The organism is Tenacibaculum sp. MAR_2009_124, assembly GCF_900105455.1.
GTDB lineage: Bacteria > Bacteroidota > Bacteroidia > Flavobacteriales > Flavobacteriaceae > Polaribacter.
This window is the reverse complement of the sequence record NZ_FNSF01000005.1, coordinates 1231728-1246827: the sequence shown is the minus strand read 5'-3', so window position 1 is coordinate 1246827 and position 15100 is coordinate 1231728. Positions and strand designations below refer to the sequence as shown.

The 15100-nt window shown below is 34.1% G+C and carries 14 protein-coding genes; 5 read left to right on the top strand and 9 right to left on the bottom strand.

Annotated elements, in window-relative coordinates; translation table 11 throughout:
• Positions 1-23 precede the first annotated feature (23 nt).
• The 5 genes from pyk to BLW23_RS16230 form a co-directional block, all read right to left on the bottom strand.
• A complete protein-coding gene (gene pyk, locus BLW23_RS16250; RefSeq protein WP_093671702.1) occupies positions 24-1451 on the bottom strand; it encodes a pyruvate kinase in 1428 nt (475 codons plus the stop codon).
• 3 nt (positions 1452-1454) lie between these two features.
• Entirely contained in the window at positions 1455-1922 is a 468-nt protein-coding gene (locus tag BLW23_RS16245; protein WP_093671700.1) for an IPExxxVDY family protein, read from the bottom strand.
• Between the two features lie 83 nt (positions 1923-2005).
• A complete protein-coding gene (gene rnc / locus BLW23_RS16240; RefSeq protein ID WP_093671698.1) occupies positions 2006-2743 on the bottom strand; it encodes a ribonuclease III in 738 nt (245 codons plus the stop codon).
• 6 nt (positions 2744-2749) lie between these two features.
• A complete protein-coding gene (gene fabF / locus BLW23_RS16235; protein WP_093671696.1) occupies positions 2750-4000 on the bottom strand; it encodes a beta-ketoacyl-ACP synthase II in 1251 nt (416 codons plus the stop codon).
• 24 nt (positions 4001-4024) lie between these two features.
• On the bottom strand, positions 4025-4258 hold the full coding sequence (locus BLW23_RS16230) for an acyl carrier protein (RefSeq protein ID WP_093671694.1): 234 nt from the start codon (positions 4256-4258) through the stop codon (positions 4025-4027).
• A gap of 180 nt (positions 4259-4438) precedes the next feature.
• On the opposite strand from BLW23_RS16230, the gene BLW23_RS16225 reads away from it, so the two are divergent.
• Together BLW23_RS16225 and BLW23_RS16220 are read left to right on the top strand one after the other, a co-directional pair.
• Entirely contained in the window at positions 4439-5008 is a 570-nt protein-coding gene (locus tag BLW23_RS16225) for a phosphoribosylglycinamide formyltransferase (RefSeq protein WP_093671692.1), read from the top strand.
• Complete coding sequence (locus BLW23_RS16220) at positions 5001-5639, top strand: ribonuclease H1 domain-containing protein (RefSeq protein ID WP_093671690.1); 639 nt, start codon at positions 5001-5003, stop codon at positions 5637-5639. The genes BLW23_RS16225 and BLW23_RS16220 overlap by 8 nt, the downstream gene beginning before the upstream one ends.
• A gap of 51 nt (positions 5640-5690) precedes the next feature.
• Here BLW23_RS16220 and BLW23_RS16215 read toward each other — a convergent pair whose 3' ends face one another.
• Positions 5691-6035, bottom strand: coding sequence for a toxin-antitoxin system YwqK family antitoxin (locus BLW23_RS16215; RefSeq protein ID WP_093671875.1), 345 nt, complete (start codon positions 6033-6035; stop codon positions 5691-5693).
• A 157-nt stretch (positions 6036-6192) separates the two neighbouring features.
• Here BLW23_RS16215 and BLW23_RS16210 point away from each other — a divergent pair, with 157 nt between their 5' ends.
• From BLW23_RS16210 to BLW23_RS16200, 3 genes are read left to right on the top strand one after another with little or no spacing between them, the layout of a single operon-like run.
• Positions 6193-6393, top strand: a complete 201-nt coding sequence (locus BLW23_RS16210) for a dodecin family protein (protein ID WP_093671688.1) — start codon at positions 6193-6195, stop codon at positions 6391-6393.
• 59 nt (positions 6394-6452) lie between these two features.
• Positions 6453-6815, top strand: a complete 363-nt coding sequence (locus BLW23_RS16205) for a DUF1304 domain-containing protein (RefSeq protein ID WP_093671686.1) — start codon at positions 6453-6455, stop codon at positions 6813-6815.
• 56 nt (positions 6816-6871) lie between these two features.
• Positions 6872-7678, top strand: a complete 807-nt coding sequence (locus BLW23_RS16200) for a mechanosensitive ion channel family protein (RefSeq protein ID WP_093671684.1) — start codon at positions 6872-6874, stop codon at positions 7676-7678.
• 108 nt (positions 7679-7786) lie between these two features.
• Here BLW23_RS16200 and BLW23_RS16195 read toward each other — a convergent pair whose 3' ends face one another.
• From BLW23_RS16195 to BLW23_RS16185, 3 genes are read right to left on the bottom strand one after another with little or no spacing between them, the layout of a single operon-like run.
• A complete protein-coding gene (locus tag BLW23_RS16195; protein WP_093671682.1) occupies positions 7787-9844 on the bottom strand; it encodes an OmpA family protein in 2058 nt (685 codons plus the stop codon).
• An 11-nt stretch (positions 9845-9855) separates the two neighbouring features.
• The gene (locus BLW23_RS16190; RefSeq protein ID WP_093671680.1) at positions 9856-10779 is read right to left on the bottom strand and encodes a PorP/SprF family type IX secretion system membrane protein; all 924 of its coding nucleotides are present in this window, start codon (positions 10777-10779) and stop codon (positions 9856-9858) included.
• 36 nt (positions 10780-10815) lie between these two features.
• A complete protein-coding gene (locus tag BLW23_RS16185; RefSeq protein ID WP_093671678.1) occupies positions 10816-14982 on the bottom strand; it encodes a DUF7507 domain-containing protein in 4167 nt (1388 codons plus the stop codon).
• Positions 14983-15100 lie beyond the last annotated feature (118 nt).

Here is a 15100-nt window from a genome sequence, read left to right as displayed (position 1 = left end):
TTTTAAATATATTGTCTTTACTTTTAATCTATTTGCGAAACTCTTAACGTATTCACCATTCCCTTTGCTTCAACTGGCATTGAAGAAAGATTAATAATAAAATCTCCTGTTTTTACATATCCTTTCTCCTTAGATATTTCATTAATATCTTCCACTGTACCATCTGTACTTAAATTTCTATCGTAGTAATAAGCTCTTACTCCCCATAGTAAATTCAACTTCCCTAATATTCTTTTTTCAGAAGAAAACGCTAAAACTTGAGCTTTTGGTCTCCATGCTGATATTTGGAAAGCTGTATAACCACTGTTTGTTAAAGTAGAAATAGCAGAAGCTTTAATATCATCAGCCATCATAGCTGCGTGATGACAAACAGATTTTGTTATAAAACGATTCGTTCTAATATGTGGCGCTTCTTGTGGTACTTTAATAAGGTCAGAAAACTCAACACTTCCAATAATTTCAGTCATTTTCTTAATAACTCTTATTGGGTGTTTTCCTACAGAAGTCTCACCAGAAAGCATAACGGCATCAGCTCCATCCATTATTGAATTAGCAACATCATTAACCTCTGCTCTTGTTGGCACTGAATTCTCAATCATGGTCTCCATCATTTGTGTAGCAATAATAACTGGAATTCTAGCTTGTTTAGCTCTTTGTACTAAACTCTTTTGAATTAACGGTACATCTTGCATAGGAACTTCAACTCCTAAATCTCCTCTAGCAACCATTAATCCATCGCAATACGGAATTAAAGCATCGATATTTTCTACTGCCTCTGGTTTTTCTATTTTAGCAATTACCGGCACTCTGTATCGAGATTTTTGTTTGATTAAATCTCTTAACATTCTTAAATCTTCAGGTGTTCTTACAAAAGAAAGAGCAACCCAATCAACTTCTTGCTCTAAAGCAAAGACAACATCTTTTTTATCTTTTTCTGTTAACGCAGGAAGTGTGATATCGGTATTTGGAAGATTTACCCCTTTTTTTGACTTTAGAGGACCTCCCACAATTACTTTAGTTATAACACTTTTGTCTTTGTCTGTTGAAATTACTTCAAACATTAACTTACCATCATCAACCAAAATATTCTCTCCCACTTTTACATCTCTCGGAAAGTTTTGGTAGGTCATATAGGCCTTCTCTTTGGTACCTTTACATTCTTCAGTAGTAAACACAAAAGTATCTCCTTCTTTTAACTCAACTCCATCTTCCATAACTCCAACGCGCAGCTTTGGCCCTTGTAAATCGGCTAAAATTGCTACATTGAACCCTCTCTCTTCATTTATTTCTCTAATTTGTTGAACGCGTTCTTTTACGATATCATAATCGGCATGCGAGAAGTTAATTCTAAAAACGTTAACACCTTCTTCCGCCAAACTCTCCAAAATTTCCTTTGTATTCGTGGCGGGTCCTAATGTGGCAACAATTTTTGTCTTTTTATTATGTAGCATATGTTAAAAAATTAAAAAATCTTTAGATTTTAATGAGTCTATATCTATTTTGTATGACGTTAACACTTGAGGTAATTCCTTCAATTTGATCACTAAGTTCGATAAATAATCTGAATTAACGTCCCCTTCTATTTTTACGAAATAATCAACTTTTTTCTTCTCTGGAACCAGATAATCTACTGCATAACTTTCAGTAAACAAACTCACTCCATTGGTCGTTGATTTATCCTTAAAAGTATTATTAATTAGAAAGAAATCATACTCTGTATTGGAATATTCATATACAGAAAATGATGCTTTCACATCATTTTTATTTTTCTTATCTAAATTAAAAGTACTCTTTTTAAATGTATAACTTAATTGTCGATTTAATAAGTAGGCTAACTTATAATCGCCTAATGTTGTATGTATCGCTAATAATGAATACTCACTAGATGAAAAATCATTAAAATCTAACTCATAAATCGTCATAAATAACGTTAAGTTTTTTGCTAAGTTAATGAATGTCGTTAAAATTAAATGTGAAAATAACGAAAAGGTTTTCGAGGAAGCTATTAAGAATTCGACATTTTATCTTGCATTGCGAAATAAACTCTTTTCGCTGCAATTTCTTCTGCCTTCTTCTTTGAAGTCGCCCTTCCTTTGGCTACCATTACCCCGTCAATACTTACTCGAACACTAAAATGCTTCTTGTCCTGCTTACCAGTATCTTCATAAGAATCAAACTTATATTTTTTCTTATTCTTCTGGCACCATTCAATAATAAACCCTTTGTAACTTGAAATTTTGCCTTCTAATCGTTCAATATCTACATAAGGTAAAATTACCTGCTCATAAATAAACTGATGACAGTAATTATACCCTCTATCCAAATAAATAGCACCAATTAAGGCTTCAAAAATATTTCCGTGAATATTCTCACTTATTTGGTTGTTTGTAATATTACTTTTTACAAATTTCAAAAGATCCAAATCCTTACCTAGGGCGTTCAAGTGCTCTCTACTAACAACCTTCGATCTCATTTGTGTTAAATAGCCTTCGTCTCCCTCAGGAACCTTCTTATATAAATAAGATGCAATTACAGACCCCAAAATGGCGTCTCCTAAGAACTCCAATCGCTCATAGTTTATAGGATTTCCTTTGCGGTCAAGTAACTTCAAGGATCTATGAGTAAACGCTTTTTTATAATGCGTTAACTTTATAGGCTTAAAATTCAACAATTCCTTTAATTCGTAGTAAAAGTTTTCATCCTCTTTATTCTGGGGCTTAACTATTCTACGAAGGAAATTCATATGAGACTAATCTAGTTTTTTGAAAGCAACACAAGCATTATGACCTCCAAAACCAAAAGTATTACTCATGGCTACTTTGATTTCTCTTTTTTGAGCCTTATTGAGTGTTAAATTAAGGTCTGGATTTATATTCTCGTCGACGGTAGCATGATTAATTGTCGGAGGAACAATACCGTGTTCCATAGCTAGTATTGAGGCTATTGCTTCAATAGCTCCTGCCGCTCCTAACAAGTGACCCGTCATTGACTTTGTAGAATTTATATTAATCTTTTCAGCGTGATCTCCAAAGACTTCGGAAATCGCTTTTAATTCTGCCACATCTCCTAATGGAGTTGAAGTTCCATGAGTATTAATATGATCAACATCTTCCGGCTTTAAACCAGCATTTTGAAGACAGTTTTTCATAACAGCAATAACACCTACCCCTTCTGGATGTGGAGCTGTCATATGATGCGCATCAGAAGATAATCCTCCTCCAACAACTTCAGCATATATTTTTGCTCCTCTTGCTTTTGCATGCTCATACTCTTCTAATACAATTGCTCCTGCCCCTTCACCTAAAACGAATCCATCACGCTCAGCATCAAAAGGTCTCGATGCGCTTTCTGGACTATCATTTCTTGTTGATAAAGCATGCATTGCATTAAATCCTCCCATACCTGCAATTGTTACAGCCGCTTCACTACCACCAGTTACCACTACATCACAATGACCCAGCCTAATGTAGTTTAATGCATCAATCATCGCATTCGCAGATGATGCACAAGCAGATACCGTTGTATAGTTAGGCCCCATAAAACCATTTTTAATAGAAATATGTCCTGGAGCGATATCAGCAATCATTTTTGGGATAAAAAATGGGTTAAATTTAGGAGTACCATCACCTCTGGAATAATTTAAAACCTCTTCTTGAAAAGTTTCTAATCCTCCAATTCCTGCACCCCATATAACTCCCACTCTTAGTTTGTCAACTTCATCTAGTTTAAGCTTCGCATCTGCAATTGCCTCGTCTGAAGCAACCATAGCATACTGCGTAAATCTATCCATTCTACGCGCTTCTTTTCTATGGATGAAGTCATTTACATTGAAGTCTTTAAGCTCACATGCAAAACGAGTCTTGAACTTGGCAGCATCAAAATATGTTATAGGCGCTGCTCCGCTAACTCCGTTAACCAAGCTATTCCAATACTCATTTTTATTGTTTCCTATAGGCGTTAATGCGCCAAGTCCAGTTACTACAACTCGCTTTAATTGCATATAATTTTTATTTTTTGCTTCGTATTATTTAGTGCCTTCAATATAGCTAATCGCTTGTCCAACGGTAGCAATGTTTTCAGCTTGATCATCTGGAATTTGAATATCAAATTCTTTTTCGAATTCCATTATTAACTCAACAGTATCTAACGAATCAGCTCCTAAATCGTTTGTGAAGCTTGCTTCATTTGTTACCTCGCTATCGTCTACTCCTAACTTGTCAACGATAATCGCTTTTACTCTTGATGAAATGTCTGACATAATTTTATAAGTTTTAAAATTTAAAATCGGGGCAAAAATACAAATCTTAAGTTTTAATTCTAATTTTTCCTTAAAAATGTGATGTCTAAAATAAAAAAAATACTTGAATCTTTTGTCTAAGAGCCCTTCAATCTTAATAATTATTCTTTTTTTTGCACAAACAACACAATTAAAAAAAACATGAAACGTATAGTGATTTTTGCTTCAGGATCAGGGAGTAACGCCGAAAATATCATTACTTATTTTAAAAATTCAACCGATATTTCAGTAACTCATGTTCTTTCAAATAATAGGAACGCAAAAGTTTTTGAACGATGCGAAAGATTGAATATTGATGCTTCATTATTCGATAAAGAGAGCTTTATAAAGGAAGATACGGTACTAAATTTTTTACTTGTAGAAGCTGATTTTATCGTTCTTGCCGGATTTTTATGGCGAATCCCAGCAGCAATTGTTCAGGCGTTTCCAAATAAAATCATCAATATCCACCCAGCTTTATTACCTAAATACGGCGGCAAAGGTATGTATGGAATGAATGTTCATAAAGCAGTTAAAGAGAATAATGAAAAGGAAACCGGGATTACCATTCATTATGTGAATGAAAATTATGATGAAGGAGCTGTTATTTTTCAAGCTAAAACAGAGTTAACTTCGGAAGACACACCTGAGAACATTGCTAGTAAAATACATAATTTAGAATACGAACATTTCCCTAAAGTTATTGAAAACGTAATTTTAGGTAATGAGTAAGAAAAAGAAATATTATGTAGTATGGAAGGGCAAAAAGACTGGTGTTTTTACCTCCTGGGCAGAATGCAAAAAACAAATAGATGGTTTTGAAGGAGCCCAGTACAAATCTTTTATTGATAAAAAAGAAGCAGAAAAAGCCCTTAAAAAATCCTATAATGACTATAAAGGGAAAAATACGAAGGTAAAAAGCTTAACAGACGCCGAGAAAAAAAAGTATGGGGTTCCTATTTTAGAAAGTCTTTCAGTAGACGCGGCATGCGCTGGGAACCCTGGTAAAATGGAGTATAGAGGTGTTTTAACCCATAACAAAAAGCAAATTTTTATAAAAGGCCCTTTTAAAAACGGAACTAACAATATTGGTGAGTTTCTAGCTCTAGTTCATGGAATTGCCTTTTTAAAAAGCAAAAAAATGGAAGACATTCCTATTTACTCAGACTCTAGGATAGCTATGAGCTGGATTAAGCAAAAGAAATGTAAAACCAATGTAACTTTCGATAATTCAAACAAAGATCTCTTAGAGCTCATAAAAAGAGCCGAAAATTGGCTTCGAAATAACTCTTTTAAAAATCCTATTTTAAAATGGGAAACAAAAGCATGGGGAGAAATTCCTGCAGATTTTGGAAGAAAATAAAAAAACCGAGTATTAATTTACTCGGTTTTCTTTTTTATATTCATTTAGATATTACTTTACAGCGATCTTGGTTTCTTCTTTCCAAGTTTGGACACTAGCAATTGTATAATCTTTGTAATCAATTTCTCTTAGACCTTCTTTATGCCACATAAACCATTTACCTGTTTTTTTACCTTCCGTATAATGAGCAATGGCTGTTTTATTACCTTCTTTATCAAAAGTAAGCCAAGTTCCTTCAAGTTTTTTATTCTTAAAAAAGCCTTGTTCTTTTACAGTTCCATCTTTATAAAAATATGTCGCTTTTACTAAATCACCTGCTTTTTCGTATTTCGGTTCTACTTGAGCTTGCACAGCAACGAAGCATAACATACAAGCTAAAACAATTATTTTTTTCATATCTAACATTTAAATCATTAACATTTATTTTACGAATATAACATCTATTTTACACATAAGCAACATTTTGGTAACATTAATTTAACATTGAAGTTTTAACACTTGTTCCTTTCATTTTATTATATTTACTGTTATTCAATCATTTAAACAAAAAATCATGGCAATAATGAAAGTTATCGAAATCTTAGCTAATTCAGACAAAAGCTGGGAAGACGCTACAAAAAAAGCAATTAAAAATGCTTCTAAATCTGTAAAAAACATTAGGTCGGCCTTTGTTCAATCGCAAAGTGTGGTTGTCAACAATGACGAAGTTGCAGAATTCAGAGTTAACTTAAAGGTTACTTTTGAAGTAGTCTAATTCTGAAAATATCAGGTATTTAATATGCGATTTCTTAAGAAATCGCATATTTTTATGCCATGAACTTACTTCAAAATTTCTTTATCGGTATTTTAGCTCTAATACATATTTATATTTTAGTATTAGAAATGTTTTTATGGACAACGCCAAAGGGTAGAAAAGCCTTTGGCATAAGAGATGAACAATTTGCAAAAGACACGAAAACTTTGGCAGCAAATCAGGGGTTGTATAATGGTTTTTTGGCCGCCGGATTTATTTGGTCAATGATTTCTCAAAAAGTAGATATCGCTATTTTTTTTACTTTATGCGTATTTATTGCTGGTCTTTATGGTTCCTATTCAACAGGAAAAAAGAAAATATTATACATACAGTCCTTACCAGCACTTATAACTTTTATTTTATTATTATTAAAAATGAGTTAAGTACATTAACACTACTACAAATCAATATTAACTATTAAATTAATTATTTTAAAAAAATGGAACAGTACATTGAAAAGACAAAGGAATTGTTAATGGACTATGCTCCGAAGGCTATTACAGCATTAGCTATTCTAATTATTGGGTTATTTCTCATAAAATTAGTTGTTACGGGAGTTAAAAAAGTAATGAAAAAACAAAATGTGGATATCACATTACAAAAGTTTTTAGGTGATTTATTAGGGTGGGCACTAAAAGCCTTACTATTTGTAACGGTTATTTCAAAACTCGGAGTTGCTACTACTTCTTTCGCAGCTATTCTTGGTGCTGCTGGTTTAGCTATTGGTTTAGCACTACAAGGTTCATTATCAAATTTTGCAGGTGGAACTTTAATAATGATATTTAAACCATTTAAAACAGGAGACCTAATAGAAGCTCAAGGCGTAACAGGTGTTGTTAAAGAAATTCAGATATTTACCACTCATGTCAATACACCAGATAATAAATTAGCGATTATTCCCAACGGAGCTTTATCAAATGGAAACATAATTAACTATACAAAAGAAGGCAAACTTCGTATAGATTTAACCTTTGGTGTTTCTTATGATGCAGATATAAAGCAAACAAAAGAAATTTTAATGGGTGTATTAACTTCTAATGATAAAGTGTTATCAAATCCTGCTCCTACTGTAAACGTTTCGGAACTAGCTGATAGCTCTGTTAACTTTGCTGTCCGACCATGGGTAGATGTAGCTCATTATTGGGATATTTATTTTGAAACCACTGAAAATGTAAAAATTGCTTTAGACAAAGCTGGTATTGAAATTCCTTATCCTCATGCCGTTGAAATTCAGAAAAAAGCATAACACATAACAAAACATTGTAAATTAAGAAAGTCGTTTGATAAATAAAAACAAACGACTTTCAAACATAATGGGGGCTCTATTGACCCAAGTTATAATTGTTATAGAGAATTACTTATTCTCTCTTAGCTTCTTAATTTTAGCTCTTCTGTCTTGAATTTCTTTCATTGCCTTTAGCCTTTCCTTTTCTACTCTATCTTCCATGGCTTCTTTACCATCGATAATGATAAAATATGATCTTCTATTTAACTGATGTTCTTCTTTAGAACACTTTCTTTGATTTTCATCATTACAGTTATTCAGAAGTTTAGATTCTCCAAAACCTTGTGCACTCATAATTCTTTCTCTATCGATACCTCTTTCAATAAGGTATTCTCTAGTAGAACTTGCTCTGTTTTGAGAAAGTCTTAAATTATAAGCTGCTTTACCCCAACTATCAGTGTGAGATTCAATTCTGATAACTAACTCAGGGTGATTTGTCATTACTCTATAAAGCTTTTCTAATTCATACTTCGCATCATCACGGATAGCGTATTTATCTAAATCAAAATAAATTGGTTTTAAATCAATACGATCTCCAACAATCAACTTATCTAGAGTCATATCAAAATCACGAATCGCTTTAGATGACAATTCTACATTTCTCTTAGATGGCTCGTAATCGAATTTTTTAGAACTTATAGTGTATTTAGAGTCGCATGGAACTTTCTCTAAGTTATACATACCGTTTTCATCCGATAAAACTTCTTCAATTATTTCTCCACTTTCGTTTAATAAGGAAATGGTAGCATATGAGACATTCGTTTTTGTTTTTGAATCAACCACATGACCACTTATTTCATTCGTACAAGGTGGTGGTACCGAATAAATGAAAAAACTATAAATGTCATCACTTCCCTTGCCTTTATCTCTATTTGAAGAGAAAAAACCATATTTTCCTTCATCATTTATAAAAAAAGCAAAATCATCTCGGTTACTATTTAAGGGTTCTCCTAGGTTTATAACCTCGTTATTTTCACTATTTTCATTCAGTTTCGTTTGAAAAATATCTAACAAACCTAAACCAGTATGACCATCAGATGAAAAATATAAGGTTCCGTCCTTTCCAACATATGGAAACTCCTCTCGTCCACGAGTATTAATTCTGTCTCCTAAATTTTTTGGAACTCCATAATTATCTTCAGCATAGATTTCTACCATATATAGATCAGTCATACCTTCACCTCCTGGCATATCAGAGGTAAAATACAATATTTTTTCATCTGGACTTAAAACTGGATGTCCAACTGAATATTCATCACTATTAAAAGGAAGTTCAACAACATTTACCCAAATACCATCAACCAAAGATGCTTTAAAAACCTTAAGGTTTACAATTTTCTTTTTGTCTTTTCGTACTCTTTTACCATCAAAGTTATTTCTAGTAAAATACATAGTTTTTCCATCCTTGGTAAAAACTGGTTTTCCTTCATGGTACTCTGTCGTAATCGGAGCACTAATCATTTTAGCCTCGTTTAATACTAAAACCGTATCTTTTTTACTCCAATCTAAGGGCTGTACTTTAGTTTTTGCTTTGTATATATTAAGGAACGGTTGGTTGTTCCAATCATATATTTTCTGCTTCAAATTTGTATTAAAAGCTGATGAAGTAAAATACGCATTTCCATCGAGAATAAACCCTCCGTAATCAGAATACTCAGAATTAATCGCTAAGTTACTAACACTAATTCGCTCTTCCTTCATTTTAGAATGCTCTAAAATGTATTCTGAACTCTTCATTCCACTTTTTACAATATTGTCAGGTAAAGATTTTAATGATTTTAATATTGAATCTGACTTCTTATACTTCCCTGTACTTCTCAATACCTGAGCATATTTAAATAAATATGCATCTGATAGTTCATCTTTATATTTCTCTACCAATTTACTATACCATACCTCAGCTTCTTTAACATCTGCATTGTTATAATATGAATCGGCTAGCCTCGACAGCACGTGCTTTGAGTCATCACCCTTCTCATTATATATATCCTTATACAGTTCAGCTGAACGTACATAAGAAAACTCATTGAAATACCTATCTGCCACTCTTCTACTTTGTGCGTAAGAATTAATACTAACACACATACACAAAACAAGTAACTTTTTATAATGTAATTTTATTCTCATGACTTGTTTAATTAGAAAAATCTTGGAGATCTATACTTTAACTCTTTGAATATATCATAACGTATCATTACCTCATGCGTTCCCGAGTTTGTTACATTATAATTTGTTGTTGTAAGATCGTACGCATACCCTATCAAGAAAGAATCACTAACTTGAAATCCTAATAACACACTAATGGAATCATCCCATCTCCATGCAATACCTGTTCTAAATTTCTCATTAAACATTACAGTCGCAGAAATATCCAATGAAACAGGAGCACCTGATACGGCCTTTAACAACGTTGCAGGTTTTAACTTTATACTCTCTGATAAATCAAACACATACCCTCCAATAAAATAAAAGTGCATTCTTTCTACTGCTGTTGTTTGAAGCGATTGAAGGTTTCCATCATAATGTTCAGATTTCAAGAAGTTAGGTACAGATAAACCAACATACCATTTTGGTTGATGGTAATAAACTCCTGCACCAATAGTAGGCAAAAATCTACCACTAATATTATTTGCAAAAATTGGTTCATTTTCATCAACCTGTCCTTTCGACCAATCAATGTTTAAAATTCTACCTCCTAATCTTAATCCGAACGATAAGTTTCCTTGATGTCCAGTTTCGATACTATAAGAACCATTTGCATCGAAATAAAATTCATCCGACGGTCCTATTTTATCATTTAACAAATTTATTCCCAACCCAAGGCCAGAATAGCCAAGAGGTGTGTCAAAACTTAAATTTTGGGTGTCTGGAGCACCATTAAATCCAACCCACTGAGCTCTACCCAGTGCAGTAATTACCGCATGACCTCGTGAACCAGCATAAGCAGGATTCACACTCATTGTATTGAACATATATTGGGTGTAATGAGGATCCTGTTGAGCGGTTAACTCAACAAGGCCCATTACTGTAAGAAAAAAATATAATCTTATTATTCTCTTCATGTTTTCACTCTATTTGAAAATTTTATACCTAAGTGACTATCGGTTAAGATATAGCCACCCTTTTAACACATCGCTTCCGTTACCTAAATCGACCATATAAAAATATGTTCCCGTTGGTAACTCCTCATCTACCTGCACATTTGCTCTACCTCTGGATTTTCCGGTGAATGAAATTGTATTATTATTATATCCTTCAACTCTAAATACAAGATTACCCCATCTGTTAAATATTTCAACTGTGTTATTTGGATAATTTGTAATACAATCAATTTTAAAATACTCGTTAACACCGTCACCATTTGGACTAAACTCGTTATAAATATGTAAACATGTATTTAAAATTAGGTAAGTGGCATCATCTGTTGGGTCATTACCAATATCTGGGCCATCAACCGTTAAAGGATCCGTTATTGTATTTCCGAACTCATCTGTTCCAGCATCAGAAGTTACACTTACATCATCCGTTCCATCTGGACTGTCTCCTGTCGCTGTAGCAATATTACTATAACTTCCATTATCAAGATTCAACTGTGTTACTGCGTACTGAGCTGTTACCGTAGCCGATTCTCCTGGTGTTAAACTAGCTATTGGATTGCCAGACGTAATTGTTGCTCCTAAATCAGTAACTTCAATATTAGAAAGTGTGGTTTGTCCTGTATTGGTTACCACTAACTCATAAGTAATCATAGAACCAACATCATATGGCCCAATAGAGGTCACACTCTTGATTAATGTCATACTTGAATTATTTCCACTCCCTCCATTAGTTAAATCAATATCGGTAGCATCATTCGTTGGATCTGTATCAGCATCTGGACCATCAACATTTAATGGATCAGAAATTGGATTTCCATCCTCATCTGTACCCGCATCGGAACCTACTGTTACATCGTCTGTTCCACTTGGGCTATCACCTGTTGCGGTAGCTGTATTACTATAACTTCCAGTAGTAATATCTGACTCTGTTAATGTATAACTAGCGAACACAGTTGCCGAAGCTCCTGGCGCTAAACTAGCTATTGGATTTCCAGATGTAATTGTTGCTCCTGGATCAGTTACCTCAATATTTGTTAATGTTACTGTTCCTGTATTCGTAACAACTAATTCATAAGTTAACACATCTCCTACCTCATAAGGTCCAGAAGAAGTTACACTTTTAATTAAAGTCATCGAACCAGATAAATTCAATACAGTATCATCATTTGTTGGGTCTGTATCTGTATCTGGACCATCAACATTTAACGGATCAGAAATTTCATCTCCATTCTCATCAGTTCCTGCATCAGACTCAACAGTCACATCATCAGTTCCAGTAGTACTGTCTCCTGTTGCTGTTGCCGAGTTACTATAACTTCCATTATCAAGATCTGACTGCGTTAATGTATAAGCAGCGGTTACAGTTGCTGAATTTCCTGGAGCTAAACTAGTTATTGGATTTCCAGAAATAATTGTTGCTCCCGGATCAGTTACCTCAATATTACTTAAAGTTAATGTACCTGTATTAGTTACTACTAACTCATACGTAATTGTTGATCCTGCTGAATATGGTCCACTAGAAGTTACACTCTTAATTAAAGTCATACTTGAAGTTTGACCTTCAGTTAAATCAATATCAGTTGCATCGTTTGTTGGATCAGTATCAGCATCTGGACCATCAACAGTTAATGGATCTGTAATTTCATCTCCATTTTCGTCAGTTCCAGCATCTGATGTTACCCCAACATTATCAGTCCCTCCTGAAACATCTCCAGTAGCAGTAGCAGTATTTGTATAATTTCCACTATCAAGGTCCGATTGTGTAATCGTATAACTCGCCATTACTGTAGCTGAAGCTCCTGGTGCCAAACTAGCTATTGGATTTCCAGATGTAATTGTTGCTCCTAAGTCCGTTACCTCAATGTTTGTAATTGTTGTAGCTCCAGTATTTGTAACTACCAATTCATACGTAATTGTACCACCAACTGAGTAAGGACCATTTGAAGTCACACTCTTTATCATGGTCATTGAACCAGATAAGTTAATCACTGTATCGTCATTTGTAGTATCTGTATCAGCATCTGGACCATCAACATTCAATGGATCTGTAATTTCATTTCCATTTTCATCGGTTCCAGCATCTGATTCTACAGTTACATCATCTGTTCCGTTAGGGCTATCGCCCGTTGCCGTCGCAGAGTTACTATAACTTCCATTATCAATATCTGATTGAGTTAATGTATAAGTTGCTGTTACTGTAGCTGACTCTCCAACCGCTAAACTCGCTATTGGATTTCCAGAAGTAATTGTTGCTCCTAAATCTGTTACCTCAATATTAGTTAATAAAACACCACCATTATTGGTAACTACTAACTCATAAGTTAACATAGAGCCTGCTGCATAAGGTCCATTAGACGTTACACTTTTTATCATAGTCATACTTGGCCCATTACCTTCTGTCAAATCAAGATATGTCGCATCATTTGTAGGATCTGTATCTGTGTCTGGTCCGTCAACAGTTAATGGATCAGTAATCACATCTCCATTCTCATCTGTTCCAGCATCAGATGTTACTCCTACATTATCTGTACCTCCAGAAACATCACCTGTGGCAGTAGCCGTATTGCTATAACTTCCAGAATTGATATCAGATTGTGTTAATAAATAACTTGCCGTTATGGTAGCTGATTCTCCTGCTGCTAAACTCGCTATTGGATTTCCAGACGTAATTGTTGCTCCTAGATCTGTTACTTCAATATTTGTAATTGTAATAGAACCAGTATTAGTAACAACCAATTCATAATTAATAGTATCACCAACATTATAAGGACTTGATGATGTTACACTCTTAATCAAGGTCATTGAACCAGATAAGTTTATTACGGTATCGTCATTCGTTGGATCTGTATCAGCATCTGGACCATCAACAGTTAATGGATCTGTAATTTCATTTCCATTTTCATCTGTTCCAGCATCTGATGTTGATGTTACATCGTCTGTTCCATTTGTACTATCTCCAGTTACTGTAGCCGAGTTACTATAACTACCACTATCTATATCTGACTGAATTAATGTATAACTAGCCATCACTGTAGCCGAGGCTCCCGGTGCTAAACTCGCGATTGGATTCCCTGAAGTGATTGTTGCTCCTGCATCAGCTACTTCAATATTACTTAAGGTAACTGTACCTGTATTGGTAACCACTAACTCATAAGTTAACATAGAGCCTGCTGAGTATGGACCATTAGAAGTTACACTCTTAATTAAAGTCATACTTGGGCTCTGCCCACTTGATAAATCAATATCTGTAGAATCGTTTGTTGGATCAGTATCAGCATCTGGACCATCAACAGTTAATGGATCTGTAATCTCATTTCCGTTTTCATCCGTTCCAGCATCTGATGTTGATGTTACATCATCTGTTCCAAAAGAACTATCTCCTGTAACCGTTGCTGTATTACTATAACTTCCATTATCTATATCAGCCTGAGTTAATGTATAACTCGCTGTAACAGTTGCTGAATCACCTGGCGATAAACTCGCAATAGGGTTTCCTGAAATAATGGTTGCACCTAAATCGGCAACTTCAATGTTAGTAATTTCTTCATTTCCTGAATTGGTAACTTCAATTTCATAATTGATTACCGTTCCTACAGTAAACTCAGATGGTAAACTTACCACCGACTTAATAACATCTAAAGAAGCTCCAGATGTATAAGTAAAGAAGCTCGTGTTTCCTGACGCATTTGTAGTCGTTCCTAATGCCGCAATATTTGCGTTAAATCCATTAAGGCTTTCTCCTTGTGAAGAATTTTGAGTTACCACAATTGGAAAACTTACTTCTTCAAAAAGATCAGCAGGAATTTCTGCTTTCTGTGTAAATTTCAGGATTTTATCAGCTGACACATATGTAATATCAAATAATGATAATACATCTATATCATTGGACGTTCCTGTAATTAGAGAAATATCATCGCTCTTTAACTTGATATAATCGCCTAAGTCAATAGTTACTGTAACGTTAGGTTGACCTCCAAATACGAAAGCTTCGACATTTGCCCCTGAGGTTTCCTGAATCTTAAAACTTGCTATTCCTTCTCCTGAATTCTCAATGGTTCCCAATGGAGCAGGTGTAATAAAACCATCCTGCAAACTAACTGATTGAGAAAAACCTACTTGAGAACACATTAATAATAGAAAAGCATATAACTTAACTATCCCCCTCATATATTCATTATGTTTATTTTTTTATCCCCTTACTTAAATAAAATCCTTTATTAAAAGAGTGATTTTTTGCCCCTTCAATCTTTTAATAATGCCGGTGCTAGCTTTCAACTAGCACCAG

What these genes read in the sequence shown, in the direction of transcription:
- pyk (WP_093671702.1), bottom strand. Translation starts at nt 1,451, where the DNA reads ATGCTACATAATAAAAAGACAAAAATTGTTGCCACATTAGGACCCGCC.
- BLW23_RS16245 (WP_093671700.1), bottom strand. Translation starts at nt 1,922, where the DNA reads ATGACGATTTATGAGTTAGATTTTAATGATTTTTCATCTAGTGAGTAT.
- rnc (WP_093671698.1), bottom strand. Translation starts at nt 2,743, where the DNA reads ATGAATTTCCTTCGTAGAATAGTTAAGCCCCAGAATAAAGAGGATGAA.
- fabF (WP_093671696.1), bottom strand. Translation starts at nt 4,000, where the DNA reads ATGCAATTAAAGCGAGTTGTAGTAACTGGACTTGGCGCATTAACGCCT.
- BLW23_RS16230 (WP_093671694.1), bottom strand. Translation starts at nt 4,258, where the DNA reads ATGTCAGACATTTCATCAAGAGTAAAAGCGATTATCGTTGACAAGTTA.
- BLW23_RS16225 (WP_093671692.1), top strand. Translation starts at nt 4,439, where the DNA reads ATGAAACGTATAGTGATTTTTGCTTCAGGATCAGGGAGTAACGCCGAA.
- BLW23_RS16220 (WP_093671690.1), top strand. Translation starts at nt 5,001, where the DNA reads ATGAGTAAGAAAAAGAAATATTATGTAGTATGGAAGGGCAAAAAGACT.
- BLW23_RS16215 (WP_093671875.1), bottom strand. Translation starts at nt 6,035, where the DNA reads ATGAAAAAAATAATTGTTTTAGCTTGTATGTTATGCTTCGTTGCTGTG.
- BLW23_RS16210 (WP_093671688.1), top strand. Translation starts at nt 6,193, where the DNA reads ATGGCAATAATGAAAGTTATCGAAATCTTAGCTAATTCAGACAAAAGC.
- BLW23_RS16205 (WP_093671686.1), top strand. Translation starts at nt 6,453, where the DNA reads ATGAACTTACTTCAAAATTTCTTTATCGGTATTTTAGCTCTAATACAT.
- BLW23_RS16200 (WP_093671684.1), top strand. Translation starts at nt 6,872, where the DNA reads ATGGAACAGTACATTGAAAAGACAAAGGAATTGTTAATGGACTATGCT.
- BLW23_RS16195 (WP_093671682.1), bottom strand. Translation starts at nt 9,844, where the DNA reads ATGAGAATAAAATTACATTATAAAAAGTTACTTGTTTTGTGTATGTGT.
- BLW23_RS16190 (WP_093671680.1), bottom strand. Translation starts at nt 10,779, where the DNA reads ATGAAGAGAATAATAAGATTATATTTTTTTCTTACAGTAATGGGCCTT.
- BLW23_RS16185 (WP_093671678.1), bottom strand. Translation starts at nt 14,982, where the DNA reads ATGAGGGGGATAGTTAAGTTATATGCTTTTCTATTATTAATGTGTTCT.